25 protein-coding genes and 1 pseudogene are annotated in these 24,576 nt (G+C 38.8%); all 26 read left to right on the top strand.

Annotation, left to right across the window (positions count from 1 at the left end; all coding sequences use genetic code 11):
- Nucleotides 1-180: 180 nt before the first annotated feature.
- Complete coding sequence (locus ISU02_RS04505) at nt 181-393, top strand: FeoA family protein (protein WP_194700592.1); 213 nt, start codon at nt 181-183, stop codon at nt 391-393.
- A gap of 252 nt (nt 394-645) precedes the next feature.
- Nucleotides 646-2,613 (top strand): ferrous iron transporter B, encoded by a 1,968-nt coding sequence (gene feoB / locus ISU02_RS04500; protein WP_194700591.1) that lies wholly within the window; start codon nt 646-648, stop codon nt 2,611-2,613.
- 1 nt (nt 2,614) lies between these two features.
- Complete coding sequence (locus ISU02_RS04495; protein WP_194700590.1) at nt 2,615-2,779, top strand: FeoB-associated Cys-rich membrane protein; 165 nt, start codon at nt 2,615-2,617, stop codon at nt 2,777-2,779.
- Nucleotides 2,780-2,929: 150 nt separating this feature from the next.
- Nucleotides 2,930-3,181 (top strand): hypothetical protein, encoded by a 252-nt coding sequence (locus tag ISU02_RS04490; protein WP_194700589.1) that lies wholly within the window; start codon nt 2,930-2,932, stop codon nt 3,179-3,181.
- Nucleotides 3,182-3,457: 276 nt separating this feature from the next.
- Complete coding sequence (locus tag ISU02_RS04485) at nt 3,458-4,717, top strand: Nramp family divalent metal transporter (protein WP_194700588.1); 1,260 nt, start codon at nt 3,458-3,460, stop codon at nt 4,715-4,717.
- A gap of 106 nt (nt 4,718-4,823) precedes the next feature.
- Nucleotides 4,824-5,057, top strand: a complete 234-nt coding sequence (locus ISU02_RS04480) for a hypothetical protein (protein WP_194700587.1) — start codon at nt 4,824-4,826, stop codon at nt 5,055-5,057.
- An 82-nt stretch (nt 5,058-5,139) separates the two neighbouring features.
- Nucleotides 5,140-5,934, top strand: a complete 795-nt coding sequence (locus tag ISU02_RS04475; RefSeq protein ID WP_194700586.1) for an RNA polymerase sigma factor — start codon at nt 5,140-5,142, stop codon at nt 5,932-5,934.
- Nucleotides 5,935-6,010: 76 nt separating this feature from the next.
- Nucleotides 6,011-7,117 carry an AAA family ATPase gene (locus ISU02_RS04470; protein ID WP_194700585.1) on the top strand — a complete coding sequence of 369 codons (1,107 nt, stop codon included), beginning with the start codon at nt 6,011-6,013 and terminating at the stop codon, nt 7,115-7,117.
- Between the two features lie 11 nt (nt 7,118-7,128).
- The gene (locus ISU02_RS04465) at nt 7,129-8,280 is read left to right on the top strand and encodes a DUF2201 family putative metallopeptidase (protein ID WP_194700584.1); all 1,152 of its coding nucleotides are present in this window, start codon (nt 7,129-7,131) and stop codon (nt 8,278-8,280) included.
- A gap of 44 nt (nt 8,281-8,324) precedes the next feature.
- Nucleotides 8,325-8,624 carry a hypothetical protein gene (locus ISU02_RS04460; RefSeq protein ID WP_194700583.1) on the top strand — a complete coding sequence of 100 codons (300 nt, stop codon included), beginning with the start codon at nt 8,325-8,327 and terminating at the stop codon, nt 8,622-8,624.
- A 166-nt stretch (nt 8,625-8,790) separates the two neighbouring features.
- Complete coding sequence (locus tag ISU02_RS04455) at nt 8,791-9,180, top strand: ArsR/SmtB family transcription factor (RefSeq protein WP_207736180.1); 390 nt, start codon at nt 8,791-8,793, stop codon at nt 9,178-9,180.
- Between the two features lie 4 nt (nt 9,181-9,184).
- Complete coding sequence (arsB, locus tag ISU02_RS04450; protein WP_407646409.1) at nt 9,185-10,240, top strand: ACR3 family arsenite efflux transporter; 1,056 nt, start codon at nt 9,185-9,187, stop codon at nt 10,238-10,240.
- A 123-nt stretch (nt 10,241-10,363) separates the two neighbouring features.
- On the top strand, nt 10,364-10,777 hold the full coding sequence (locus ISU02_RS04445) for an arsenate reductase ArsC (RefSeq protein WP_194700581.1): 414 nt from the start codon (nt 10,364-10,366) through the stop codon (nt 10,775-10,777).
- A gap of 9 nt (nt 10,778-10,786) precedes the next feature.
- The gene (locus ISU02_RS04440; RefSeq protein ID WP_194700580.1) at nt 10,787-11,755 is read left to right on the top strand and encodes a permease; all 969 of its coding nucleotides are present in this window, start codon (nt 10,787-10,789) and stop codon (nt 11,753-11,755) included.
- A 91-nt stretch (nt 11,756-11,846) separates the two neighbouring features.
- A complete protein-coding gene (locus ISU02_RS04435) occupies nt 11,847-12,077 on the top strand; it encodes a thioredoxin family protein (RefSeq protein ID WP_194700579.1) in 231 nt (76 codons plus the stop codon).
- A 406-nt stretch (nt 12,078-12,483) separates the two neighbouring features.
- On the top strand, nt 12,484-13,485 hold the full coding sequence (locus ISU02_RS04430; protein ID WP_194700578.1) for a LacI family DNA-binding transcriptional regulator: 1,002 nt from the start codon (nt 12,484-12,486) through the stop codon (nt 13,483-13,485).
- A 67-nt stretch (nt 13,486-13,552) separates the two neighbouring features.
- Nucleotides 13,553-15,643, top strand: coding sequence for a glycoside hydrolase family 3 C-terminal domain-containing protein (locus ISU02_RS04425; protein WP_194700577.1), 2,091 nt, complete (start codon nt 13,553-13,555; stop codon nt 15,641-15,643).
- 249 nt (nt 15,644-15,892) lie between these two features.
- On the top strand, nt 15,893-17,290 hold the full coding sequence (locus tag ISU02_RS04420) for an ABC transporter substrate-binding protein (protein ID WP_194700576.1): 1,398 nt from the start codon (nt 15,893-15,895) through the stop codon (nt 17,288-17,290).
- A 79-nt stretch (nt 17,291-17,369) separates the two neighbouring features.
- Complete coding sequence (locus ISU02_RS04415) at nt 17,370-18,341, top strand: carbohydrate ABC transporter permease (RefSeq protein WP_194700575.1); 972 nt, start codon at nt 17,370-17,372, stop codon at nt 18,339-18,341.
- Nucleotides 18,341-19,189, top strand: a complete 849-nt coding sequence (locus ISU02_RS04410) for a carbohydrate ABC transporter permease (RefSeq protein ID WP_194700574.1) — start codon at nt 18,341-18,343, stop codon at nt 19,187-19,189. Before ISU02_RS04415 ends, ISU02_RS04410 begins: the two co-directional genes overlap by 1 nt.
- Nucleotides 19,190-19,648: 459 nt before the next feature.
- Nucleotides 19,649-20,680, top strand: a complete 1,032-nt coding sequence (locus tag ISU02_RS04405; RefSeq protein WP_407646407.1) for a mandelate racemase/muconate lactonizing enzyme family protein — start codon at nt 19,649-19,651, stop codon at nt 20,678-20,680.
- Between the two features lie 23 nt (nt 20,681-20,703).
- Complete coding sequence (locus tag ISU02_RS04400; RefSeq protein ID WP_194700572.1) at nt 20,704-21,633, top strand: ABC transporter permease; 930 nt, start codon at nt 20,704-20,706, stop codon at nt 21,631-21,633.
- Nucleotides 21,634-21,645: 12 nt separating this feature from the next.
- The gene (locus ISU02_RS04395; protein WP_194700571.1) at nt 21,646-22,533 is read left to right on the top strand and encodes an ABC transporter permease; all 888 of its coding nucleotides are present in this window, start codon (nt 21,646-21,648) and stop codon (nt 22,531-22,533) included.
- A gap of 8 nt (nt 22,534-22,541) precedes the next feature.
- Entirely contained in the window at nt 22,542-23,546 is a 1,005-nt protein-coding gene (locus tag ISU02_RS04390) for an ABC transporter ATP-binding protein (RefSeq protein ID WP_194700570.1), read from the top strand.
- 10 nt (nt 23,547-23,556) lie between these two features.
- Nucleotides 23,557-24,045: pseudogene (locus tag ISU02_RS24450) on the top strand (ATP-binding cassette domain-containing protein); the annotation flags it as partial.
- Between the two features lie 123 nt (nt 24,046-24,168).
- Nucleotides 24,169-24,546: an oligopeptide/dipeptide ABC transporter ATP-binding protein gene (locus ISU02_RS24445; protein WP_407646413.1), complete on the top strand. Its 378-nt coding sequence runs from the start codon at nt 24,169-24,171 to the stop codon at nt 24,544-24,546.
- The last annotated feature ends 30 nt before the right edge of the window (nt 24,547-24,576 follow it).

Here is a 24,576-nt window from a genome sequence, read left to right as displayed (position 1 = left end):
TGAAAAAACGCTATACAAATTCTTTTGAAAATGGTTTGTATAGCATTTTTTTATTTTAAAAGGCTTGAGAAGTATTGACTCTTGCAAATGATTATGATAATCTTTATCAAGTAGAACGGTAAACATATTATTGAGTACATGTATTTAAACGGTTAATAGAGGCTAGAAAGAGGTGATTTGATGTTTCTAACGAAAGCAAAAGTAGGACAAACTGTCAATATTGTCAAGATTGAAGGCAAGGAAAAAAATCGAAGATTCCTGTTTAGTTTGGGGTGTTTTGAGGGGGAGTCGATTACTTTGATTTCTATTTTGGGAGGCAATTATATTATCAATATTAAAGAGGGTAGATACGCCATAGACGAATCTTTGGCAAAATCCATTATCATAGATTGAGAGCTGATAATGGATTTATGCACTTCAATAAAATGTAACCGGATGTAAAAGTATATTTTTTTGCCATTTTAATGATAATGATTATCGTTATCGCAAATTTATTTTGTCTAGAAAGTGCCCATTCTAGAATCGTGAGTTCTATTAAACTAGTATAAACATTTTGATCACAAATAGTATTTGCAGATGAAGTTGAGATTATTCGTAGTTAATTTATGAATATATGCTGACTTCATTGCTAAGAGGAGGGAAAAAATGAAAATCGCATTAGCAGGGAACCCAAATTCGGGAAAGACAACTTTATACAATGCCTTGACAGGTAAACGGGAGAATGTAGGCAATTGGACAGGTGTTACTGTAGATAAGAAAGAGTCTGATCTAAAGGCACAATATCAAATTAAGAATAATTCTATAAAATTGGTGGATCTTCCGGGGGCGTATTCCATTGCACCATTTACAGGTGAAGAGGCTATTACAAGAGATTTTGTGCTCAGTGCATCGCCTGATGTCATCATTAACATCGTTGATGCCACCAATTTGAGTCGAAGTTTATTTTTTACAACACAATTGATTGAGATTGGCATTCCAGTGGTCGTTGCACTCAACAAGATGGATTTGGTCAATAAAAAGGGGGATTATATTGATGTTGTAGGACTCCAAGAATCACTTCACTGCAAGATTATCGAAACAACAGCCACTTCAGAAAAAGGATTGAAACAATTGATTGAAGCGGCTTCTGAAGCGAGTATGCACTCCGATTTGGAGAATAGAGGAAAAAGCGTAAAGAGTTTTAGTAATGATCAGGATCGTCAAAAGTATATCAATGATTTAGTCGTTAAATTTATCGTTAAAAAAGTGGCATCCAGCCAAGTGACATTTGCGGATAAAGTGGATCGAATAGTGGCACATAAATATCTAGGTCTCCCCATCTTCTTTCTGGTGATGTGGGCAGTCTATGCCTTTTCAATTGAAGGTTTAGGGGGCTACTTATCAGGTTATTTTAATGACATTCTCTTTGGTGAAACAATTCCAACAGCGGCAAATCAATTGCTTGAAGGCATAGGGGTCCATCCGTTGATGCAGGCGCTTATTGTGGATGGGATGATCGGCGGTGTCGGTGCGGTTGTTGGTTTCTTACCTCTTATTATGGTACTCTTCTTTTGCCTGTCACTTCTTGAAGATAGTGGGTATATGGCGAGAGTTGCAGTGGTTATGGATCGATATCTCAAAAAGATTGGTCTTTCAGGTAAATCTATTATTCCGATGATTGTTGGATCGGGATGTGCGATTCCAGGCATAATGGCAACCAGGACTATAGAGGATCTCAACGAAAAACGCATTACAACAATTTTAACACCGTTTGTACCTTGTAGTGCAAAATTGCCAATTATAGCTCTATTTTCGGTTGCCTTTTTCCCAGAGTCTAGCTGGGTGGGGCCAAGCATGTATGTCATTGCAATCTTTATGATTGTCATAGGAGGGCTTTTACTTCGAAAATTATTCGTCTGGGAGAATACCTCACAGTTTATAATGGAGTTGCCAGAATATAAAATGCCTAGCCTTAAATATGCCTTTACTCAAATGCTTGATAAAGCAAAGGCTTTTATTTATAAAGCGTCCACTATTATTCTTGTGATGAATACTCTGGTTTGGTTTATGCAGGCTTACGGCTGGAATCTACAAGCAGTGGATGTTCAAAGTGCCAGTATCTTAGCGGGTGTTGGTTCTATAATTGCACCATTGTTGATCCCATTAGGATTTGCAGGCTGGCAATTGGCGGCGGCAACTATAACGGGTTTTATTGCCAAAGAAAACGTCGTTGCGACTTTTGCTGTGCTCTTGGCAGTGGGCAGTACAGATGCGCTGCATATGCCAGGAGGCGTGCTCACACAATTTTTTACACCTGTTACAGCTTATGCTTTTCTTGTTTTTAATTTATTCACACCCCCTTGCTTTGCGGCAATTGGTGCAATGAATTCTGAACTGGGATCAAAAAAATGGCTGGGGAGAGCACTCGGTTTTCAATTTGGCGTTGGCTATACCTTGGCACTGCTTGTTACACAAGTGGGAACATTGCTCGTGTACGGAGAGTTCGCACAAGGTTTTATCCCAGCAATGATAGTCCTTGCAGTTGTTGTTGGCGGTGTTTATTTGGGCATTAGAAGAGCGGATGTCAAGAGATTAGAATTGTCTCAATTAAGTGAGATAGGACAGGAGGCATAATATGTCAACCATAATCGTCGGGATTTTAATCGCTTCTTTACTCATATGGGCGGCTAAAAGAACACAGAGAGATTTAAAAAACAGTAAATGTGGCGGCTGTAGTGGCTGTGGTTTAAATAAGCAATGTCACAGCATAGAAGAAGCACCTGTTCAATTAAAACTATAGAGCATTAGAATTCTAGAACTTTGAAATTCTAGTGAATTAAAATTATGGGGACTTAATTGCATATGTATTTTTCGGTTATAGACCAGAGTTTAAAACGGTTATGAGTTGGGTATTCAAATACTGTCATAAAAATTATTTGGAGGTATTTATATGAGAGTTATTATGGGCATCCAAGTCGGGGATCGTGAACAGGAAGCGGTAAAAGTACAAGAGCTTTTGACAAAGCATGGTTGTATTATCAAGACAAGGTTGGGGCTTCACGAGGCTTCTGTGGAGGGTCAGTGCAGTTCAAACGGACTCATTATTTTGGAATTTATACAAAATAAAGAAGATGAAATCAAGGCGATGATAACAGAGCTAAGTGCTCTAGAGTCTATAAAAGTCGAACAAATGATATTTTAGTTTGATGCGCCCCTAAGTCTAAAACGGTTCCATATGGAGTCATTTTGAGCAATCACGAGCATAGAAATATGTAGTGATTGCTTTTTTGTAGCCTTTACAGAGTAACAACATTTGAGCCATCTCCCGATGTCTCAAAACAATTTTCGCTGACACTGTTTGAGGTTGAACATTCCTCTTCACAGTTTTCGGCTCAAATCTTGTTGTTTTAATAAAAATAGCGTACTCTAATAAAGTATTCGCTATGACGACATCAAAATGAAAAATAGGAGCACTCATATGAAAATCATTAAAGAACTCAAAAATAAAGATCATAAACCTAATTTTGGTATTATTGAACTCTTAAAATTTATCGGTCCAGGACTTTTGGTAACTGTGGGGTTTATTGATCCCGGTAACTGGGCATCCAATATTGCCGCTGGATCGCAATACGGTTATAAGCTACTATGGATGGTCACTTTATCCACTTTAATGTTGATTATGCTACAACATAATGTGGCACATTTGGGAATCGTCACAGGGGATTGTCTTGCTGAATCTGCAAATAAAAATTTAAAGGGATGGCTCGCAAAACCCATATTGATAACGGCGATTATTGCCGCTATTTCAACCGCTTTGGCAGAGATATTGGGCGGCGCAATTGCACTGGAACTCTTATTCAAAGTGCCTGTTAAAATGGGCGCAGTGGTTATTTTGGCATTGATTCTATATATGCTTTTTTCAAATTCATATATGAAACTGGAGAAGTGGATTATCGGTTTTGTCTCAATTATAGGGTTGTCATTTTTATATGAGCTCAGTTTGGTGCATGTGAGCTGGTCAGAAGCCGCTTATGGCTGGACGCATGTGCAAATCCCACAAGGCTCAATGCCAATTGTCATGTCTGTACTAGGGGCTGTTGTCATGCCGCATAATTTATTTTTGCATTCAGAAATTATTCAGAGCAGACAATGGAATTTAGAAGACGATGCAGTCATTAAGAAGCAACTGAAATATGAATTCACCGACACCTTTCTTTCCATGTTGGTGGGATGGGCTATTAACAGTGCAATGATCATATTAGCCGCGACGACCTTTTATGCACATCATGCCGAAGTAACGGAACTCGGACAGGCGAAGGAGATGTTAACACCTCTAGTGGGGAATGGTGCGGGTTTAATCTTTGCAATTGCACTTCTATTTGCAGGGATTGCTTCTACAATTACAGCAGGTATGGCTGGAGGATCGATTTTTTCAGGTATGTTCAATGAACCTTATGATATTAAAGATATGCATACCAAGGTGGGCGTGACCACTATATTGGGTTTGGCCACAGCGGTTATATTCTTAATATCAGACCCGTTTAAAGGTCTGATTTACAGTCAAATGCTTTTAAGCGTTCAACTGCCTGTTACGGTATTTCTGCAAATTTATCTGACCTCATCTAAAAAGGTAATGGGTAAGTATAGAAATTCTATTTTAGATCAAATTTTGCTATGGGGTATTGGCATTGTTTTGGCTGTATTGAATTTCATGCTTTTTATGAGTTTTTTTAATTGAAGCTTTATTAGGTTACATCTGGTTAATGAGAGATAAAAAGGATATAATAGAAATAGGTCTTAAAATGAAATAAAGTAGACCTCAGTTAAATAAGGGAGGCAAAGCTATGAATGGTTTAAAAACTGTCAGTTTCGAAGCTTTAGTGGAATGTGTTGACCTAGCTAGCGGGAATCCAGACGCATTAAAAAAACTATTGCTTGAAAGAAATGGTGGTCTGCAAAGGATCACAGTTACAGACAAAGGTAAACCGTGCTTTCTCATTCAAATTCAGAAGCCAATGGAGGGCAATGCACTTCAATGGATGGATGCATATGCTTCTGAACTCGATCTAAGAATGTAGTATTTCACAACTGGCTATGGTGTTTACATCATAGCTTTTTTTTGAGAAAATAAAAGAATATTATTAGTATCGGGAGGTTGTGATGGTCGCATTTGAAACTGTCTATGAACAAAATTATACGAAACTCTATAACTTGGCCTACAGGATGACAGGCAACCTTCAAGATGCTGAGGATGTCCTACAGACAGCCTTTTTAAATGCCTATAAGGCCTATGATCAATTCAGAGAAGAGAGTCATGTGGCAACTTGGCTCTACCAAATTGTATTAAATGAATCCAAGCATTACTTTAAAAAAATCAATAAAATGCCTGTAGATCAGTATGCTGAAAGCAATGACTTGACCATAAGAGAAGTGTATGGGTATATAAACAGTTTTGGAACAGTGGAGGATGAAGTGATGTATACAGCTACAAAAGAAGCGTGTTTGCAACTCTTTATGAGTTGTCTCTCTTCCAAGTTGCGTGCGGTTTTTACGTTGCGTGTGGTGCTTGATTTTTCAACTGAAGAAGTCGCAGAAATACTCCAGATAAAACCGAGTACAGTGAAAGTTTACTTGCACAGAGCGAGAACTTTTATCACGGACAATGTAAAGGGAAAATGTTCTTTGATTAATCCGGATAACCCCTGCAAATGTAGCAGTTGGATTAAATATGCGCTGGAGACAGGTCTTAAAATTGAGAATTCGGATATAAAAATTATTCAAAAGAAAGAAGCGCTTATCAAAGCCGCATTTAAAGAAGAGGTTTCGGCGCTCTATAAAGTCATGTTACTCTATAACACTGAAGTCGTTCCTAAACCTTATGAATCCTTTAAGGCACATGTGAAAGTCTTAATGGCTTCAAAAAAATACAAACTCTTAAATTATACAGCGGATTAAAATGTAACCTTTTTTCAATTGGAGACTCTAATTAAGTGTAAGGCTTAAAGAGACATAATTGAAAAGAGGTTTTTTTATGAGAATAAGTGAAGCAAAATCATGTATAAAAGCGTTGTATCTCCATACGAACAGTGTGGCGGCATTGATCAGTGAAAGGGGCGTAGGCAAGACATCCGCCTTTCAACAAGCAGCTGAAGAACTTGGAATTGGCTATATAGGTCTTTATGCGGCTGCACTTGAAGGGCCAGATTTTATGGGACTGCCAGATAAAAATTTGGCACATCAAGTGACTCAGTATCTGCCGCCTCGATTTTTACCCACAGAACAAGCGATACGTGCAGGGCAGTGTGCTGAAAAGGGCATTTTAGTCCTTGAAGAAATCAATCGCGTGCCAAGTGATACGATCTCAGTGCTCTACCCACTCTTGCTTGAAAAAAAACTCAATGGACATCAGATGGCAGAGGGCTGGTCAATTGGTGTTACGATGAATCCCGATGCACTGAACTACATGGTCAATGCACTGGATGATGCCATGCTGGATCGCTTTATTGCAATTGAGATAACCGCTAATTTGGAAGATTATATAAATTATTCTAGATTAAATTCACCCAATGCGCTTGTTTTAGAATTTTTGAAAAAAATGCCTGAAATGCTGTTAGTTGTCCAAAGAAATGGCGACAGCACGGTTTTTTCCAAGTCACCAACACCAAGGGGCTGGACACAAGTACAAATGCTTCTAAATCAGTCTGGGCTAGAAAGTCACCTGTTAAGAGAACTCATATCTGGCATTATTGGACCAAAGGCCACTGCAAGCTTTTATAGTTTTCAAAACAGTTGCATGAGAGATTTACCCAATGCTGAGGCGATTCTTACAGATTATAAGACGGTGCGCAGTGGAATATTAAACATCATAGAAAAAAGGCAGATAGAATGGTTGCATTATTTGATTAAAAGCTGCATCCAAAAGCTTCAAAGGGAAGTGGTAAGTGCATTGCCAGTGCAAATAAAAGCCATTATCTCAAACTTGGATGCGTTTCTTTTAGATTTGCCTGATGAATACCAGCTCATGTTTTTTAAGGCGATAATAAAGGATATGCCTCAAAATTATACGATATTAACTCAAAACTCCAGCGTGTTTGACAAGATAAGCGATCAAATGATGCATTTGGCATTTGAAGGATAGGTGAGTGAATTATGCATATGAATGAACCTATAGCAGAACAGATCCAAAAGGATCAAATGGTTTTGATTTTACGTTATCCATTTTATGGCCTGTTGTTGATGAAATTAGAGATACAAATAGGTGAACAAGCAACATCTATGATGCTTAAATATGATCAGCGTTTGGTTGTCCGGATCAATCCAATATGGTATGCAGAACAGTCGGATGAAATCAGATTAAAAAATTGGATACATCTACTAGGTCATATTATACTTTTGCATCATTTTAGACGCGGTGAACGTGACGAAGTACTTTGGTCAGTGAGTGCAGATTTGGCTGTGAATGAACTGATAGATACAGAAGAGCAACTTGAAAACAGCGTGACAGTTAGGCTTTTAAATGCGAGTTATAAGCTGTGTTTACTGGAAAAGAAATCTGTGGAGTATTACTATGATGCATTATCTCAATTGGATGAGCCCTTATTGTTCGATGACTTGGAACAAGAACTGATCTTAAAATTACCGACGAAGGAGAAACGCGTTATCAACAGGGTAAATGCATTAGAATTGTCAACGTCTGAGCAGAGCGCCATCGAATGTGAACTCTCCGAGTTTATGGATTTGCAGAAAGATCAAGATGAAGTGCCTGAAATGTTGAGCAAAGTACAAAATGAAATTTTCGACGCCTATCATATTCACTGGCGTATTTTACTTAAAAAATTTATCACTGGCAGGGGTAGGATTTCCAAAAGAAACACTTATAAAAAAATGTCAAGGCGCTTTGATATGATGCCCGGGAAGCGTCGACAACTGGGCATTGAAGCCTTTGTCGCCATAGATGAAAGCGGCTCTATTCCCATGGAGACATGGACGTCGTTTTTAAACGAATTGAAGTTACTTAAAAATATCACTAACGCGAAGTTCTGGACAAGTCGTTTTGACCAGACATGTTCAGAGCCTATATCATTGGAACAGTTTATTCAGAATGATGAGAGGCAAAAGCAAGGGAGCACGGATTATCGGCCAATATTTGAAGTCGCATGCAGATACCGCTATAAGCTCATTATAATTTTTACAGATGGAGAAGGGATTTTCCCAGAGAAAATCAACGGGCATGTTCTATGGCTTCTTACGAAGAAGAGTAAAATACCAGAACATATGGGGTATGTGATTCAGATGCAATAATCCCCTATAGGATGAGGTCCTATTATATAGACAGGAGTGCACGAATGATTTATCGAATAACTGGGGGATCTCTGATGATCCACAAGAGGGCCTTTGGAGAAATGATTTTGACGCCAAATCATCCCTTGATGACAATTATGAAGCATATGTCCGTTATTCCAGACCCCATTTCAACTGGGGAGGTGAAACTGGACTTTAACTTTAAAAGGACTTATGAATTCAATGAGGGCATGTATGAAAAATTTGTATCCCTTTTGAGGGCACAAGGTCAAAAGGTCAAAGGTAATTTGGTCATCAATTGCTCGACAACACACGCAAACCTCTATGATACCATTGAATTTTAAAAAATGATTTTGACTTTTATTTGAAATTTATCTTTACTAAATTCAAAAACGGTGTTACTATATGAGTATATTCAAATATACTCATATAGTAACACTGTTTTTGGTATAGACTCATGAAATAAAGGTGATGCCAAGAGCAAAAAAAATGGGAAGGTGAGCAATCTTGATGATTGATATTTTAAAAGCACTCAGCGATGAAAACAGACTTAGAATCATTAATTTACTGGCAAATCAAATGCTCTGTGTTTGCGAGCTGGAAGTGTTATTGGACATGAATCAGTCCAACGTATCCAGGCATTTGGGCAAATTAAAGTCAGCTGGGATTATAGTTTCGACAAAGGAAGCACAATGGGTGAGATATGTGATTGACGAATCCTTTAAAGCATCACATGGATTGCTTCTGGAGTACTTAAAATCACAATTTGAAGAGGAATCTGTTTATCAGATGGACCTCGAAAAACTCTCAACTTATAAAGACAGTGATCTTACTTGCCAAATGATCACAGAAGATAAACTCAATGTCATCAAAGTTTTAAGCGCAACTAAATTGAAGTGAGGACATGCATATGAAGAATGAAAAAGTATCACAAGAAATGGATCTCTTCGGCAGATACTTAACGCTTTGGGTGACGTTGTGTATCCTAGTAGGTGTGTTCATTGGGAAATGGGTGCCTGCTTTTCCGGCCTTTCTAAGCCGTTTTGAATATGCAAATGTATCTATTCCAGTTGCACTGCTTATTTGGCTGATGATTTATCCGATGATGCTCAAAATTGACTTTAACAGCATTGTTGAGGCTACTAAAAAACCGAAGGGACTTACAATAACCTGTGTCACAAACTGGCTTATAAAACCTTTTACAATGTATCTGATTGCCGCATTTTTTTTGAAAGTTGTCTTCAAAGTCTTTATTTCACCGGAACTTGCAAATGAATATTTGGCTGGAGCTGTTTTATTGGGAGCGGCACCGTGTACAGCTATGGTATTCGTATGGAGCCATCTAACCAAAGGCGATCCTGCATATACAGTGGTTCAAGTGGCTATAAACGATCTCATCCTGCTGTTTGCGTTTACGCCTATTGTCGCTTTTCTGCTGGGGGTTTCAGATGTCGTGGTGCCTTATAAGACCTTATTTTTGTCTGTGGTGCTCTTTGTGGTGATTCCACTTGCAGGCGGGTATCTTTCAAGAAAATATATTATCCAGCACAAAGGCATATCATATTTTCAAACGGTGTTTCTTAAAAAATTTGATCAGACGACAATCATGGGATTACTTTTGACTCTGATTATCATATTTTCATTTCAAGGAGAAACGATTCTGAATAATCCGGTGCATATCTTTCTAATTGCAATACCGCTTATTCTTCAGACTTTTTTCATCTTTGGAATTGCATATTTCTGGGCAAAAGCGTGGCGACTTAAAGATGATATTGCAGCACCTGCGGCTCTGATTGGCGCCAGCAATTTTTTTGAGTTAGCTGTTGCAGTGGCGATTTCTCTGTTCGGGTTAGAATCTGGTGCAACACTTGCCACTGTAGTCGGTGTGCTTGTGGAGGTGCCTGTCATGCTGACCTTAGTAAAAATAGCGAACAATACACAACATTGGTTTAAAAGCTAGAAAGCCTTAGAAAGTTAAAAGTGTTTGGAACTAGAAGATTTAACAATGTAAAATATTATCGGCATTAAAAGTTTAGGGATAAAAAAATAAAATCGATTGAAGAAAATAGAGGTGATCTTTTAAATGAAAAAATATAAAGTTGCATTTGTGTGTGTGCACAATTCATGCAGAAGTCAAATGGCAGAAGGCTGGGCCAAACAATTGGGAAGTGATTTGCTTGAGGTATATTCCGCTGGAACAGAAACGTATCCAGAAGTAAAACCACTTGCTGTGGCGGTTATGGAAGAAGCCGGAGTTGACATGAGTGGTCATCATCCCAAATTATTAAGTGATATTCCTGAGCAGTTGGATCTTTTAATTACAATGGGGTGCAATGTGGTTTGTCCTTTTGTGCCCAATCAATATTCAGAAGATTGGGGCCTTGAAGATCCATCAGGTGGCCCTATAGAAGATTATCGTGTAACAAGAGACCTTGTGAAGGCAAAGGTCCTAGAGCTCGTGGCTCGAATTAAATCTGGAGAAATACCATTGGCGTAGGAGGTCTTTATGTTTGATTGGTTAGATCAATTGGTAACGCTCCTCGTTGAAAATGTTTTTAAAGTGCCAGTGGCAACTCGACTTGGAGGCAGTATCCACTTTTTTATATATGATAGTATTAAGATTATAATTTTATTGGGTCTTATGATCTTTGCAATTTCTTATGTAAGAAGTTTCTTCCCACCAGAGCGTACCAAGAAGATATTGGAGCGATTTGGTGGTATTACGGGAAATATTATGGCGTCTCTCTTGGGAATTGTGACCCCATTTTGTTCTTGTTCATCTGTACCCATTTTTATTGGATTTGTCGAAGCAGGGATTCCCTTGGGTGTAACGTTTTCTTTTCTCATTACCTCGCCAATAGTCAATGAAGCGGCCTTTGCAATTTTACTGGCATCCTTTGGATGGAAAATCGCCTTGGTCTATGTGATTACTGGTGTTGTTGTGGGGGTTGTAGGTGGTATATTCATCGGTAGCTTGAAGATGGAAAATCAAGTGGAAAGTTATGTCTATGAAATGAGTTCGCGTGAAGTGGAACTTGAAGCATTGACGATCAATGACCGCATTCGTTTTTCAATTCAGAATGTAAAGGATATTGTGGGTCGTGTTTGGATCTATTTGTTAATTGGTATTGGCATTGGCGCACTCATTCATGGTTGGGCACCTGCAGAGCTCTTGGCGAAGTATGCTGGACCAGAGAATCCACTTGCCGTCATTGTAGCTGTTATATTTGGTATTCCACTCTATTCAAATGCACTGGGTACGATTCCAATTGCTGAAGCGCTTATAATGAAAGGTGTTGGTATTGGCACAGCTATGGCTTTTATGATGGCAACCACGGCATTGTCTTTGCCTGAAATGATTTTGCTCAAAAAGGTCATTAAACCGAAACTCATTATAACCTTTGTGAGCATCACTGGTGTAGCCATTATTTTAGTGGGGTACCTGTTTAACGAATTGGCGCATTGGCTCATTTGATAAGATATGGCTAAATCAATGATCCTATTCATTTAGCGATTTGTGATAAAATAAGAATAAGTTAAATAAGAAGAGATGGAGGCGTAAAAAAATGATTATTAAAGTATTGGGTTCAGGATGTAAAAACTGCAAGAAGCTCGAGGAGCACACAAAGGCGGCACTTGCTGAAACTGGCATTGAGGCAACTGTGGAAAAGGTGGAGGATTTTAAAGAAATTATGGCATATGGCGTTATGAAAACCCCTGCACTGGTCATTGATGAAGAGGTTAAAGTGATGGGGAGAGTTGCAACGGTTAAGGAAATTGCCAAAATATTAAAGTAATTAAGAAAATCAATGCAATTTGACTTAAGAAGAGCTTGCAGTCACAGAATCGAGGCTGTACAGAGCGCTTTAGATAGCACAGCATAGAGCCCATAATTGCAACGTATAGAGTTGTTTTTATGGGCTTTTTTAGATGTAAGCATTACAGAGATAAGAAGATAAATGGCAAATATTATGTGAATGAAATGTAAACAAACTCTTGACGATTGTAAAATAGGAATGTATAATAATAAAAACGAAAGCGGTTTCGAAAATGTGAAATAGATCGATGCATAGAGAATTTGTCTTAATTCATATTTTTTTTTGACTATCACCGAAAGCGATTTCGGAGATGTTTGAATAGGGTATCCTTTTTCTCTGTAATTATGGTAAAATTCAAAAAAAATTAGGGTTGGGAGAATTAACTATGGTTACTATTTACGATATTGCAAAGGCGTGTGGATGTTCCAGTGCTACTGTTTCAAAGGCTTTTAATGATTACGCAGATATCAATATTATGACGAAACAACGCATTTTGAAAACGGCGAATGAAATGGGCTTCATTCCGAACACACAAGCACGTGCACTGAGTACAAAAAAAACATGGACAATAGGGGTTTTATTTCAAGATGAAAGCAAGGGCGGTTTAACGCATTATTTCTTTGCTCAAATTTTGGAAGCTGTCAAAGAACAGGCTGAGAAGAGTGGTTATGACTTGACCTTCATCTCCAGAATATGGGGTGATAAAAAGCGAACTTACTTGGAACATTGCCGAATGAAGAAAACAGATGGTGTGATTATAGCTTGTATTGATTTTGAATCAGAGGAAGTTCAAGAACTCATGAAGAGCGAAATTCCTGTGGTTGCAATTGATTATTCATCACCTAATGTAAGCAGTATGGTCTCTGAAAACTATAAAGGATTGAACATACTAACACAATTTTTAATTCAGCTAGGACATAAAGATATTGTCTATATGAATGGGCATCTTACGGCAGTAACATATGAACGCATCAATGGTTATAGAGACGCTATTCGAAAAGAAAATTTACGTGAACGCATTATTAATTCGAAATATTATGATCGAAAGACGACGATAGCAGTTACTAAAGCACTTATTGAGTCGGGTGATTTGCCCACTGCAATTATATATCCAGATGATTATGGTGCATTATGGGGCATAAAAACATTGAGAGAAGCACATATAAGAGTGCCAGAAGATATTTCGGTGGCAGGGTTTGATGGGATTGAACTCGGTGAGATGCTTCATCCAAGATTGACCACAGTTAAACAAGATATGAGAGGTCTTGGCAGAGGTGCAGCTCTTAAATGTATCAAAATGATTGAAACCAAAAAGATTACGAAGACAGAAACGACTGTTGGCATTGAACTTGTGGCAGGGGGCACCTGTCGAAAGTTGGATAAATAGAGACGAACAGAGTAATAATCAGCAATATTTCAATAAGTCCATAATTTTAAGGGAGAAAGATATAGTGATGGAGAAATATCAAAATACCAAGTTAACACCACAAGAACGTGCAGAAGATATTGTTTCTAAAATGACGCTTGAAGAGAAGGTAAGTCAACTCAGATATGACGCTTTTGAGATTGAGCGATTGGGATTGCCAGCTTATAACTGGTGGAATGAGTCACTTCATGGTGTAGCACGTGCTGGAACAGCAACCATGTTTCCACAAGCCATTGGACTTGCTGCAACTTTTGATGAAAACCTCATTGGCAATGTGGGAGATATCTGTGCAACAGAAGCGCGTGCTAAATACAACGCGAGTAAGAAACAGGGCGATTGTGGCATTTACAAGGGTTTGACCATGTGGTCACCCAATATCAATATATTTAGAGATCCCCGATGGGGACGAGGTCAAGAAACCTATGGCGAATGTCCGTATTTGACTTCAAGATTAGGGGTTCGATTTGCAAAGGGACTGCAAGGGGATCAACCTGTTCTCAAAGTGGCAGCATGTGCAAAACATTATGCAGGTCATAGTGGCCCTGAAAATGTGAGACATCAGTTTGATGCGGAGATCAATGATAAGGATTTAAATGAGACTTATCTTCCCGCGTTTGAAGCACTTGTAAAAGAAGCTCAAGTTGAGAGCGTTATGGGTGCTTACAATCGTTTGAATCATGAACCCGCATGTGCCAGTGATTATCTGATGGACAAATTAAAGGCTTGGGGATTTGATGGTCACTTCATATCAGATTGTTGGGCTATAAGGGATTTTCATACACATCATAAAATTACAAGTACACCAGCGGAGTCCGCAGCATTAGCCTTAAATATGGGCTGTGACTTAAACTGCGGAAACACTTATCAACACTTGCTTGAGGCACTTGAAGCAGGTTTGGTATCCGAAGAGGTTGTCACAGCTTCTGCTGAACGATTGATGCGAACAAGGATCAGATTAGGCATGCTGGACGAAACTTGTGCATTTGATGACATTGGATATGAACAAGTAAGTTCTGAGGCACATAAGGCATACTCATTAGAATGTGCTCAGAAATCTATGGTTTTACTTAAAAACAACGGCCTTTTGCCGTTGGATCAAAATAAAATTGACAAAATTGCTGTTATTGGTCCAAACGCTTCGAGTATTGAAGCGCTGCGAGGCAATTACTATGGTACTGCAGATGAGTATTGGACTTTCTTAGACGGTATCAGAAACACTTTTAAAGGTAGAATATATTATTCAGAGGGCAGTCACTTGTTCAGCGCTTTATTGCAACCGCTTGCTCAACCAGGTGATGGCTATTCTGAAGCAGTGACGGCAGCTCAGCATTCGGATGTGGTGATTTTATGCGTAGGGCTGGATGCCACAATAGAAGGTGAAGAGGGCGATACAGGCAATGCCTTTGCCGCTGGCGACAAGGTGAATTTATATTTGCCTAAGAGTCAGAGAAAACTGGTAGAGCAAATTTTGGCTTTAAATAAACCGACGGTTATCGTCAATGCGTCTGGAAGTGCAATGAATGTGTTGGGTGATCAAGCAGATGCTATCATTCAGACGTGGTATCCTGGACAAATGGGTGGTAAAGCATTGGCAGATATACTCTTCGGCACAGTTTCACCATCTGGAAAGCTGCCAGTTACTTTTTATGAAAGCACTGAACTTTTACCAGATTTTGAAGATTACAGCATGAAAAATAGGACTTATAGATATGTAGAGAACAATGTCCTTTATCCGTTTGGCTATGGATTGACATATTCGGATGTAATTTGTAAGGATTTGAAATTTGATTTGGATTCTAAAACAGCTTCATTCACTGTTGTAAATCAAGGCAACTATGACACGGATGAAGTGGTACAGCTTTACATCAGGTGTGAAAATTCCGAACATGAGGTGAGAAATCACAAGTTATGTGGGTTCAAACGGATTCATATAAAGCAAGATGAAGTTTTGGAATTAGAAATTCAAATTTCTGAAAAAGCTTTTGAAGTTGTCAATGATGCAGGTGTAAGTTTTGTTGATGGCAATCTGTTTACACTTTATGTTGGCGTCAATCAGCCTGATGATCTGAGCGAAAAACTAACAGGTAGAAAGTGCTCAGCTTGCCAAATTGAATTGTAAGAAGTGGCGTTGTACAGGACGAGCAATATAGATTATAGGTAGTGTGTCAGCTTAGTAGAGTTTAGTTTCAACAATTAAAGGCGTGTGGATTTCTGAGTTTTAAGAAATAGAGTGGCAGAGTTGATTTTAGTGATTTTTATCTAAAGGATTCATCGAAAGTAAGAGTCGCTAAGATCATTTGTGCAGGCTTCATTTCTCAAAGATTCAGATTTACATAAAAAATTTATCTCAAATGACAAGGGGGACCTTATGAAAAGAGCATTAAGTTTATTGTTGATTGTTATGATGATGTTCAGTTTAGTAGCTTGTGGCTCTAACGATCAACCGACTAGTGAACCAAACAACAGTGAGACAAGTACACCGGCACCAGAGGCAAATGAGCCAGCGTCAGAACCAGCATCTACGGAAAAGGTTGTATTAAATGTCTGGTCATTTACAGATGAAGTGCCAAAAATGATTGACAAGTACATGGAAATGCATCCAGATTTTGCAGCAAAATACGAAATCAATTCGACAATTATTGCAACAACTGAAGGTGCATATCAACCGGCACTTGACCAAGCGCTTGCATCAGGCGGCAAAGATGCACCAGATATCTATGCAGCAGAGGCTGCGTTTGTGCTCAAATATGCAAAAGGTGATGCTGCACAATTCGCTGCACCTTATAAAGATTTAGGAATTGACGTTGACAAAGCGCTTAAAGAAGCTGATATCGCACAATACACTGTGGATATTGGAACTAATGGAAATGGTGATTTAGTAGGATTAGGTTACCAAGCAACTGGTGGCGCTTATATCTATCGTCGTTCAATTGCAAAAGATGTTTGGGGAACAGATGATCCAGACGAAATTGCAAAAATTATTGGACCAGGCTGGGATAAATTTTATGCTGCAGCAGCAGACTTAAAAGCAAAAGGCTATGGTATCGTTTCAGGTGATGGCGATATATGGCATGCAATTGAAAACAGTTCAGAAAAGGGCTGGGTAGAAGATGGTAAATTCGTTATGGATCCAAAGCGTGAGGCATTCTTAGACCTATCTAAAGAACTTAAAGACAAAGGCTACCATAACGATACACAAGACTGGCAAGATGCTTGGTATGCTGATATGAAAGATGCAGGCGAAAAGAAAATCTTTGGTTTCTTCGGTCCAGCATGGTTGATCAACTATGTTCTTGCAGGAAATAGCGGCGATACTTTTGGTGATTGGGCAGTGTGTGATCCTCCAGTAGGTTTCTTCTGGGGCGGTACTTGGGTTCTTGGATCTGCTTCATCAGAAAATAAAGATGCAGTTGGTCAAATTATCAATTGGATTACATTGGATACAACAGAAGAAGGCCTTCAATATATGTGGGCTAATGGCACACTAAATGGTCCAGGCGGTACAAAAGATACGGTTGCTTCTGGTACAGTTATGGCTAAATCAGATGGCGCACTTGAATTCTTAGGTGGCCAAGATATGTTTAAGGTATTTATCCCAGCAAATCAATTTGCAAATGGTAAAAACTTGACTCAATATGATGAAACAATCAATATGTATTGGAGAGATCAAGTTAGAGCGTATACTGCTGGCGAAAAATCTAGAGAAGACGCGATTAAAGATCTTAAACAAATGATTAGCGATAATCTTGATATCATAGTAGACTAATAGAAATGAACAAGTTGGGATAGGGGTTACATCCTATAGGGTGTACCTATCCCAATTATTTTAAGGAGGTGACCTGTCATTGAAACGCAAAAAAAGCGTCAGCTATGCAAAATACGGATATATTTTTAGTATTCCATTTGCAGCAGTATTTCTCATCTTTTCATTATATCCTATTCTTTATACAGCATTATTAGGTTTTACGGATTTTAAGGGTCTTGGCGCAAAGACGTGGCATATTCTCGATAATCCCTTTCATAACTTTACACTGATCTTGAATAATGGCTCTTTCAGACAGTCTCTATACAATACTTTTGTTATTTGGACTGCGAACTTCATTCCTCAGATATTATTGGCATTGGTTTTAACCGCATGGTTCACATCAAGACGTAATAAATTAAGAGGAAAGGGACTATTTAAAGTTATTTTTTATTTGCCTAACATCATTACAGCGGCAAGTATCGCTATTTTATTCTATTCGCTATTCGGATATCCAGTGGGTCCAGTAAATAGTTTACTGTTAAAGCTTGGTATCGTTGATGAACCTGTTTATTTTCTCATCAGTAAATCCACATCTAGGGCGATTGTTTCCTTTATTCAATTTTGGATGTGGTATGGTTATACGATGATTATTCTCGTTTCAGGTGTTTTAGGAATTAGCCCAGATATCTACGAAGCTGCAGAAATCGATGGTACTACAGGATTGCAAGCTTTTTTATATATTACACTTCCAAATTTAAAGACGATCTTACTCTATGTATTGATTACTAGTTTAATCGGTGGTTTGAACATGTACGATATTCCGAAAATGTTCATGCAAGGTGGACCAGATAATGCGACTTTAACAACAAGCGTATTCATCTATAACCAAGCATTTAGTGGCAGTTATCTCTACAATCGGGCCGCTGCAGCAAGTATGATTATGTTCTTAATCATAGCCTTTTTCTCAGCCATTTTATTCTATTTACTCCGAGATAAAGATGAAATAGAAAGACGTAAATTAAATAGAAAAATGAGAAAAGAATATAAAAAGAGTCAGGAGGCAAGAGGATAATGAAAAAGAACAAGAAACGTGAATCTATTCTTTTTAAGATTATTGCTTATACAGTATGCGGCATATTAGTTGTCTTGAGTATATTGCCTTTTTGGATTATGATTGTCAATGCCACAAGAAGTACTTTTCAAATACAACAAGATGCACTTTCATTTATACCTTCCAAATTTTTATGGAGCAATGTTCAAATTTTACTTGGAAAAACTTTTGATCCTTTAAGGGGTCTAATAAATTCGACTATTATTTCCACTTCATCGACAATATTTACAATTTATTTTTCAGCATTAACAGCGTATGCATTGGTAGCATACAATTGGAAACTAAGAGGTTCATTCTTTACTTTTATCATGGCAGTTATGATGATCCCAGCGCAAGTTTCAAGTATCGGTTTTTATCAGTTCATGTATAAAATTGGTTTGACGAATAATTTCCTTGCATTAATCTTGCCGACAATAGCAACACCAGCAGCTGTTTTCTTTATGAGACAGTTTATGTTGGCATCGTTGCCACTGGAATTGGTGGAAGCTGCACGCATTGATGGAGCGGGTGAATTCTATACTTTTAATAAAATCGTTTTGCCAATTATGAAACCGGCAATGGCTACACAAGCTATTTTCACATTTGTTTCAAGCTGGAACAATCTATTTTTACCTCTGATTTTATTGACTAAGAGTGAAAAATATACCATGCCTATTATGGTAAGTCTTTTAAGAGGAGATATCTATAAAACTGAGTATGGTGCTGTTTATCTTGGATTGGCACTGACGGTTTTACCTATATTTATTGTTTACTTCTTATTGTCTAAATACATTGTAGAAGGGGTAGCACTCGGCAGTGTAAAAGGATAACTCAGAAAGTCTATAATACAAGCTTATTAGAGGCTATTCAAAAGATTAATAATTCATATGAAAAAGAATCATATGCAAAAATAAAAAAAAGAAACATCACCGACGCTTTAAAAGTTGGTGATGTTTTTTTTCAGGTTATGAGGTCATATGTCTTTTCTTCTATAATATAGATTTTTTCTGCAATATGTGTTTTTTGAAAGAAAAACGCTCATGGACTGGATTTGAGAGGTGTAATCAATTTAACTGTGAGTTAAAACGATGTTGACAATGAAAAGCGCATAGTATATTATAAATATAATTTAACTCATAGTTAAATTGTTGTGTTTGTTTAATAAATTTGTTTAATAAATTCAACATTAAAGACGTTTTACCAAATGATCCGAAATAACTTGGGGGAGGGCAAAAATAGATCATATGAAGATAACAAATGTAACATTTGAGAAATTGCGGATAAAATTAATGGATTCATTTAAGATTGCTTTTACGGCGTTTGACTATGTGGACAATATTATCATAAAAATAGCCACTGATGAAGGTATCGTTGGCTATGGTGAAGCAGCTCCTTTTTTACCTGTAACGGGTGAAACTGCAGATGGTGTCATCGCAGTACTAGAATTGCTAAAGCCCGGCCTAATAGGGCAAGATCCTTTTGATATTGAATCCATTCACAGTTATATGGATAAGGTAGTTTATGGCAATGGCTCGGCCAAATGTGCAATAGATATTGCGGTTTATGATATTATGGGCAAATTTGTAGGTTTGCCAGTGTATAAACTCTTAGGAGGCAGTCGGCGAGCAATACAGAATGATATCACCATTGGCATAAGTACCCCAGAAGAAATGAGTACAATAGCAGAGCGATATGTCAAAGAAGAGGGATTCCATATTCTTAAGATCAAGGCTGGCATCAATGCGGATGAAGATATTCGCACAATGGCATTGATTAGAAAAAAAGTAGGTCAAAATATTCGACTCAGAGTTGATGCGAATCAGGGTTACGATGTTGCTCAGGCGTTGTATGCTATAGAAGGGTTTAAAAAATACGGTGTTGAGGCGGTAGAACAGTGTTTGCCATATTGGGATTGCGACGGCGCTGCTCTTCTAAGATCCAATGTATCGGGGATAAAATTGATGGTAGATGAGTCCATTCATAGCACTAAAGATGCTCAAAGATTTGTAAGCGCAGGCAGTGCGGATATCCTCAACATCAAATTGATGAAATGCGGCGGCCTTCTTCAGGGTCTTAAGATAAACAATATAGCTGAAGCCAGTGGTGTAACGTGCATGGTTGGCTGTATGCTAGAGACAAAGATTGCTCTCACTGCTGGCATAAGTCTGGTTGCAGCGCGCAAAAATATCACTGAAGCGGATTGTGATAGTTTTATGTTCTTTGATAATTCAAAGTTGGGAATTACTGGCGGATTTGAACGAGAAAAGGACAAATTTACATTGTTGGATAAGCCAGGGTTAGGTATTGAATTGTCTTTCTAAAATTGAAAGGGGTTGAAAAAACAGTGTTAAAATACATTTTTAAGCGATTGCTTTTTATTGTGCCTACCTTGCTTGGTGGCATCCTCATCGTGTTTAGTATTATGAATCTTACACCAGGAGATCCAGGACGTCAAATATTGGGCATGAACGCAAAACAGGAACAAGTGGATCAATTGAATCATGAACTAGGCTATGATAAACCCTTTTTTACACGTTTTGGGGAGTACTGTATAGATTTGAGTCATGGTGATCTGGGCACTTCATATCGTACGAGAAGGCCATTTACTGAGGAACTTGTCAGCAGAATTCCAAATACTTTAAAAATTGGTTTATCTGCTTTTGTACTATCCTCTATTATTGGCATTTCGCTGGGAATATTAGCCGCTGTTAGGCAATACTCTCTGGTGGATACATTCAGTTCAGTGACTGCAATTCTCTTTGCATCTATACCTGGATTTTTTCTGGGCATGATATTGATCTATGTATTTGGGTTAAAGCTCGGTTGGCTTCCAACCTTTGGGGCTTCTTCCTTTAAGCATTTTGTAATGCCGGTGGCAACTCTAACCGTTGCGACAAGTGTTTCCTTATTGAGGCTGACACGCAGTACAATGCTCGATGCAATAAGACAAGATTATATCCGAACTGCCACTGCTAAAGGTTGTTCCAAGAATCGAATTTACTGGAAACACGCATTGAAAAATGCTATTTTGCCTGTGATCACGGTTATGGGCATGAGTGCTGGAACCGTTATGGGGGGAACTGTTATCATAGAAAGCGTCTTTGCAATACCGGGTATGGGCACTTATATGCTCACAGCAATTAGAGCTAAGGATATACCTGTTGTAATGTCGTCTACGGTGTTGCTTTCTTTAGCTTTCTGTCTGATTATGATTCTTGTGGATATTCTATGTGCGATCATTGATCCTCGAATTCGTGAGAGATCAATAGGATAAGAGGTGAGGGATATGAAAGAAATTGAAAAGACGGAATATATTAAAAGTAAAAGTAAGGGAGAACGATTCTTTGAAAATTGGTCTCTTTATAAGAAAAATAAGGCTGCCGTTTTGGGGTTGATCATACTCATGATTTTTGTCTTAGTGGCGGTATTTGCAGATTGGATTATCCCCTATGATGCTGCAATTGATCAAAGCAGTGCTGAACGCCTTCAAAATCCAAGCAGCCAACATTTTTTTGGAACAGATAGGTTAGGACGGGATGTGTTTGCTAGAATTGTACATGGCAGTAGACGCTCACTATCTTTAGGCGTGTTGACAACGTTTTTTTCTGTTTTAATTGGTGGTTTTATTGGCATATGCTGTGGCTATTTTGGTGGGAAATTCGATACCATCGTGATGCGCCTGTGTGATGTGGCAGTGAGTATACCGCCATTGCTTTTTGCTCTGGCAGTGGTAGCCGCTCTAGGTGCCAATATGACGAATCTCATTATAGCCATTACAGCAATTAGCATACCTGGTTATATACGTGTGGTACGATCGGTGATTCTATCCATTGTTGAGCAGGAATACATTTATGCGGCTCGCATGTGTGGCAGTAGAAATGGCGTGATTATGTTTCGACATATTCTACCGAATGCAATGGGACCAATATTGGTTCAAGCGAGTATGAATGTCGCGAGTATGATGCTTGCTGCAGCGGGTCTTTCGTTTATAGGCATGGGCGTTCAGGCGCCAACGCCAGAATGGGGCGCAATGCTTAATGATGCAAAGGACTATATGTTTAAGCAACCCTATCTCTTGATATTTCCTGGTTCAGCTATTGCTCTTAGTGCTTTATCACTGAATCTAGTCGGTGATGGCCTTCGTGATGCTTTAGATCCCAGATTAAGAACTTGAGGTGTGTTATGAATACAATTCGAAAAGAAAATGACAATCAAAAAGAAGTATTGCTCAGTGTAGAGCACCTACGGGTTAACTTTAAGACGGATAAGGCGATTTTAAATGCCGTGGAAGATGTCTCTTTTAAAGTGTATCGTGGGGAGACTTTGGGCATCGTTGGGGAATCTGGTTGTGGCAAGAGCATCACATGTATGTCCATTATGAAATTGATTCAAGGGAATAATGTCATCTATGAAGATGGCAAAATATGCTTTGAGGATGTCAATACACTGTCACTGTCAGATAAAGCACTTCAAGAGATTAGAGGCAAGGAAATCGCCTATATCTTTCAAGAGCCCATGACGGCATTAAATCCACTTTATACCATTGGCAATCAAATGAGCGAGGCATTGAGGCTTCATGTGAAAATCAGTAAGAAGGAAGCGCTTAAACAATGTGCTCATTATCTTGAAAAGGTTAAGATTCCAAATCCCAATGAAGTTCTGATGCGGTATCCCTTTAGTCTATCAGGCGGAATGCGTCAGCGCGTTATGATAGCCATGGCGCTCATCACCAACTCCAAGTTGATCATAGCCGATGAGCCAACCACCGCTCTGGATGTGACCATTCAGGCACAGATTCTTGATCTGATGAAAGAACTTCAAGGTGAGTTTGGCTGTTCTTATATTTTTATAACGCATGATTTGGGCGTTATCAGTGAAGTAAGTGATCGCGTCGCAGTTATGTATGGTGGACGGATCGTAGAGTGTGCAGATACAGATACGATGTTTGAAAAAGCTAAACACCCCTATACAATAGGTCTAATTGCTTCTCGCCCTCATGGCGAAATGGTTGAAGACAGGTTGCCTGTAATTCCAGGAAATGTGCCTTCATTGAATAACAAACCACAGGGATGTCCTTTTCATCCGAGATGTGAGGCCGTTATGGACCAGTGTCGTAAAAGTTTCCCTGAGGCGATAACATATGCTCCGGGACATACCGTAGCTTGTTGGCAATATATAAAGGAATGAGACGTGGACTATGAGTGAACTTATAGAAGTAAAGAATTTAAAAAAATATTATCCTATTAAATCTGGATTTTTTAACCGCAATATGTACAATGTTAAAGCGGTGGATGGCGTAAGCTTCTCTATAAAAAAGGGTAAAACACTTGGACTTGTTGGAGAGTCAGGCTGTGGGAAATCAACAGTGGGCAGAGTACTGCTCGGATTAAATCCATTGACACAGGGAGAGGTCATCTTCGATGGTGAAAGTATGTCCACAGCGTCATCGGAAAGGCGTAGAGAAATGCGCAAGAGGATGCAAATGGTGTTTCAAGATCCGTTTTCATCGCTTGATCCAAGAATGAATGTTTATGATCTGATTTCTGAGGGCATGGTTGCCTATAACATGGTAAAGAGCCGTGATGAATTGGAGGCAAAGGTGAATGATCTCATGACGTTATGTGGTCTTTTCCCCGATCAGGCATATCGTTATGCGCATCAGTTTTCAGGCGGCCAAAGACAGCGCATTTGCATTGCCCGTGCGCTTGCAACGAACCCTGATTTCATTGTCCTTGATGAAGCCGTCTCCGCTCTAGATGTGTCTATACAAGCACAAATTATAAATTTGCTTAAAGATTTGCAAGATGAGATGGGGCTCACCTATTTGTTTGTTTCACATGATTTGAATATTGTAAGGTTTATCAGTGACGAAGTCGCTGTGATGTACTTGGGTGAAATTGTTGAATATGGCACGAGAGAACAGATATTTGATCGTCCAATGCATCCGTATACGGTGGCACTTTTATCTGCATCGCCTGCTTTTACAAGAGCAGAGAAGGCCAACAAAGCTCGCATCATCCTTGAAGGGGACTTGCCATCTCCATACGATATGCCACAGGGGTGCCGATTTGCCACGAGATGTCCCTATCGCATAGACAAGTGTGATCAAGTAAAACCTGACTTTTCAGATAGAGGCGAGGGGCACTTTTGTATGTGTCATAGAAAAGAGCTGTTTAATCAAAAGTAAGGAATGTTGAATCAGAACTGAGACAGGAGG

The sequence above is a fragment of the Fusibacter ferrireducens genome, assembly GCF_015352425.1.
Classification (GTDB): Bacteria; Bacillota; Clostridia; order Peptostreptococcales; family Acidaminobacteraceae; genus Fusibacter_A; species Fusibacter_A ferrireducens.
The sequence above is the reverse complement of the archived record's forward strand: the minus strand, read 5'-3'. Positions and strand labels throughout refer to the sequence as shown.

Excerpts from the sequence above, each read along its gene's own strand:
- ISU02_RS04505 (WP_194700592.1), top strand. The coding sequence starts at position 181 with ATGTTTCTAACGAAAGCAAAAGTAGGACAAACTGTCAATATTGTCAAG.
- feoB (WP_194700591.1), top strand. The coding sequence starts at position 646 with ATGAAAATCGCATTAGCAGGGAACCCAAATTCGGGAAAGACAACTTTA.
- ISU02_RS04495 (WP_194700590.1), top strand. The coding sequence starts at position 2,615 with ATGTCAACCATAATCGTCGGGATTTTAATCGCTTCTTTACTCATATGG.
- ISU02_RS04490 (WP_194700589.1), top strand. The coding sequence starts at position 2,930 with ATGAGAGTTATTATGGGCATCCAAGTCGGGGATCGTGAACAGGAAGCG.
- ISU02_RS04485 (WP_194700588.1), top strand. The coding sequence starts at position 3,458 with ATGAAAATCATTAAAGAACTCAAAAATAAAGATCATAAACCTAATTTT.
- ISU02_RS04480 (WP_194700587.1), top strand. The coding sequence starts at position 4,824 with ATGAATGGTTTAAAAACTGTCAGTTTCGAAGCTTTAGTGGAATGTGTT.
- ISU02_RS04475 (WP_194700586.1), top strand. The coding sequence starts at position 5,140 with ATGGTCGCATTTGAAACTGTCTATGAACAAAATTATACGAAACTCTAT.
- ISU02_RS04470 (WP_194700585.1), top strand. The coding sequence starts at position 6,011 with ATGAGAATAAGTGAAGCAAAATCATGTATAAAAGCGTTGTATCTCCAT.
- ISU02_RS04465 (WP_194700584.1), top strand. The coding sequence starts at position 7,129 with ATGCATATGAATGAACCTATAGCAGAACAGATCCAAAAGGATCAAATG.
- ISU02_RS04460 (WP_194700583.1), top strand. The coding sequence starts at position 8,325 with ATGATTTATCGAATAACTGGGGGATCTCTGATGATCCACAAGAGGGCC.
- ISU02_RS04455 (WP_207736180.1), top strand. The coding sequence starts at position 8,791 with ATGATTGATATTTTAAAAGCACTCAGCGATGAAAACAGACTTAGAATC.
- arsB (WP_407646409.1), top strand. The coding sequence starts at position 9,185 with ATGCATATGAAGAATGAAAAAGTATCACAAGAAATGGATCTCTTCGGC.
- ISU02_RS04445 (WP_194700581.1), top strand. The coding sequence starts at position 10,364 with ATGAAAAAATATAAAGTTGCATTTGTGTGTGTGCACAATTCATGCAGA.
- ISU02_RS04440 (WP_194700580.1), top strand. The coding sequence starts at position 10,787 with ATGTTTGATTGGTTAGATCAATTGGTAACGCTCCTCGTTGAAAATGTT.
- ISU02_RS04435 (WP_194700579.1), top strand. The coding sequence starts at position 11,847 with ATGATTATTAAAGTATTGGGTTCAGGATGTAAAAACTGCAAGAAGCTC.
- ISU02_RS04430 (WP_194700578.1), top strand. The coding sequence starts at position 12,484 with ATGGTTACTATTTACGATATTGCAAAGGCGTGTGGATGTTCCAGTGCT.
- ISU02_RS04425 (WP_194700577.1), top strand. The coding sequence starts at position 13,553 with ATGGAGAAATATCAAAATACCAAGTTAACACCACAAGAACGTGCAGAA.
- ISU02_RS04420 (WP_194700576.1), top strand. The coding sequence starts at position 15,893 with ATGAAAAGAGCATTAAGTTTATTGTTGATTGTTATGATGATGTTCAGT.
- ISU02_RS04410 (WP_194700574.1), top strand. The coding sequence starts at position 18,341 with ATGAAAAAGAACAAGAAACGTGAATCTATTCTTTTTAAGATTATTGCT.
- ISU02_RS04405 (WP_407646407.1), top strand. The coding sequence starts at position 19,649 with ATGGATTCATTTAAGATTGCTTTTACGGCGTTTGACTATGTGGACAAT.
- ISU02_RS04395 (WP_194700571.1), top strand. The coding sequence starts at position 21,646 with ATGAAAGAAATTGAAAAGACGGAATATATTAAAAGTAAAAGTAAGGGA.
- ISU02_RS04390 (WP_194700570.1), top strand. The coding sequence starts at position 22,542 with ATGAATACAATTCGAAAAGAAAATGACAATCAAAAAGAAGTATTGCTC.
- ISU02_RS24445 (WP_407646413.1), top strand. The coding sequence starts at position 24,169 with ATGGGGCTCACCTATTTGTTTGTTTCACATGATTTGAATATTGTAAGG.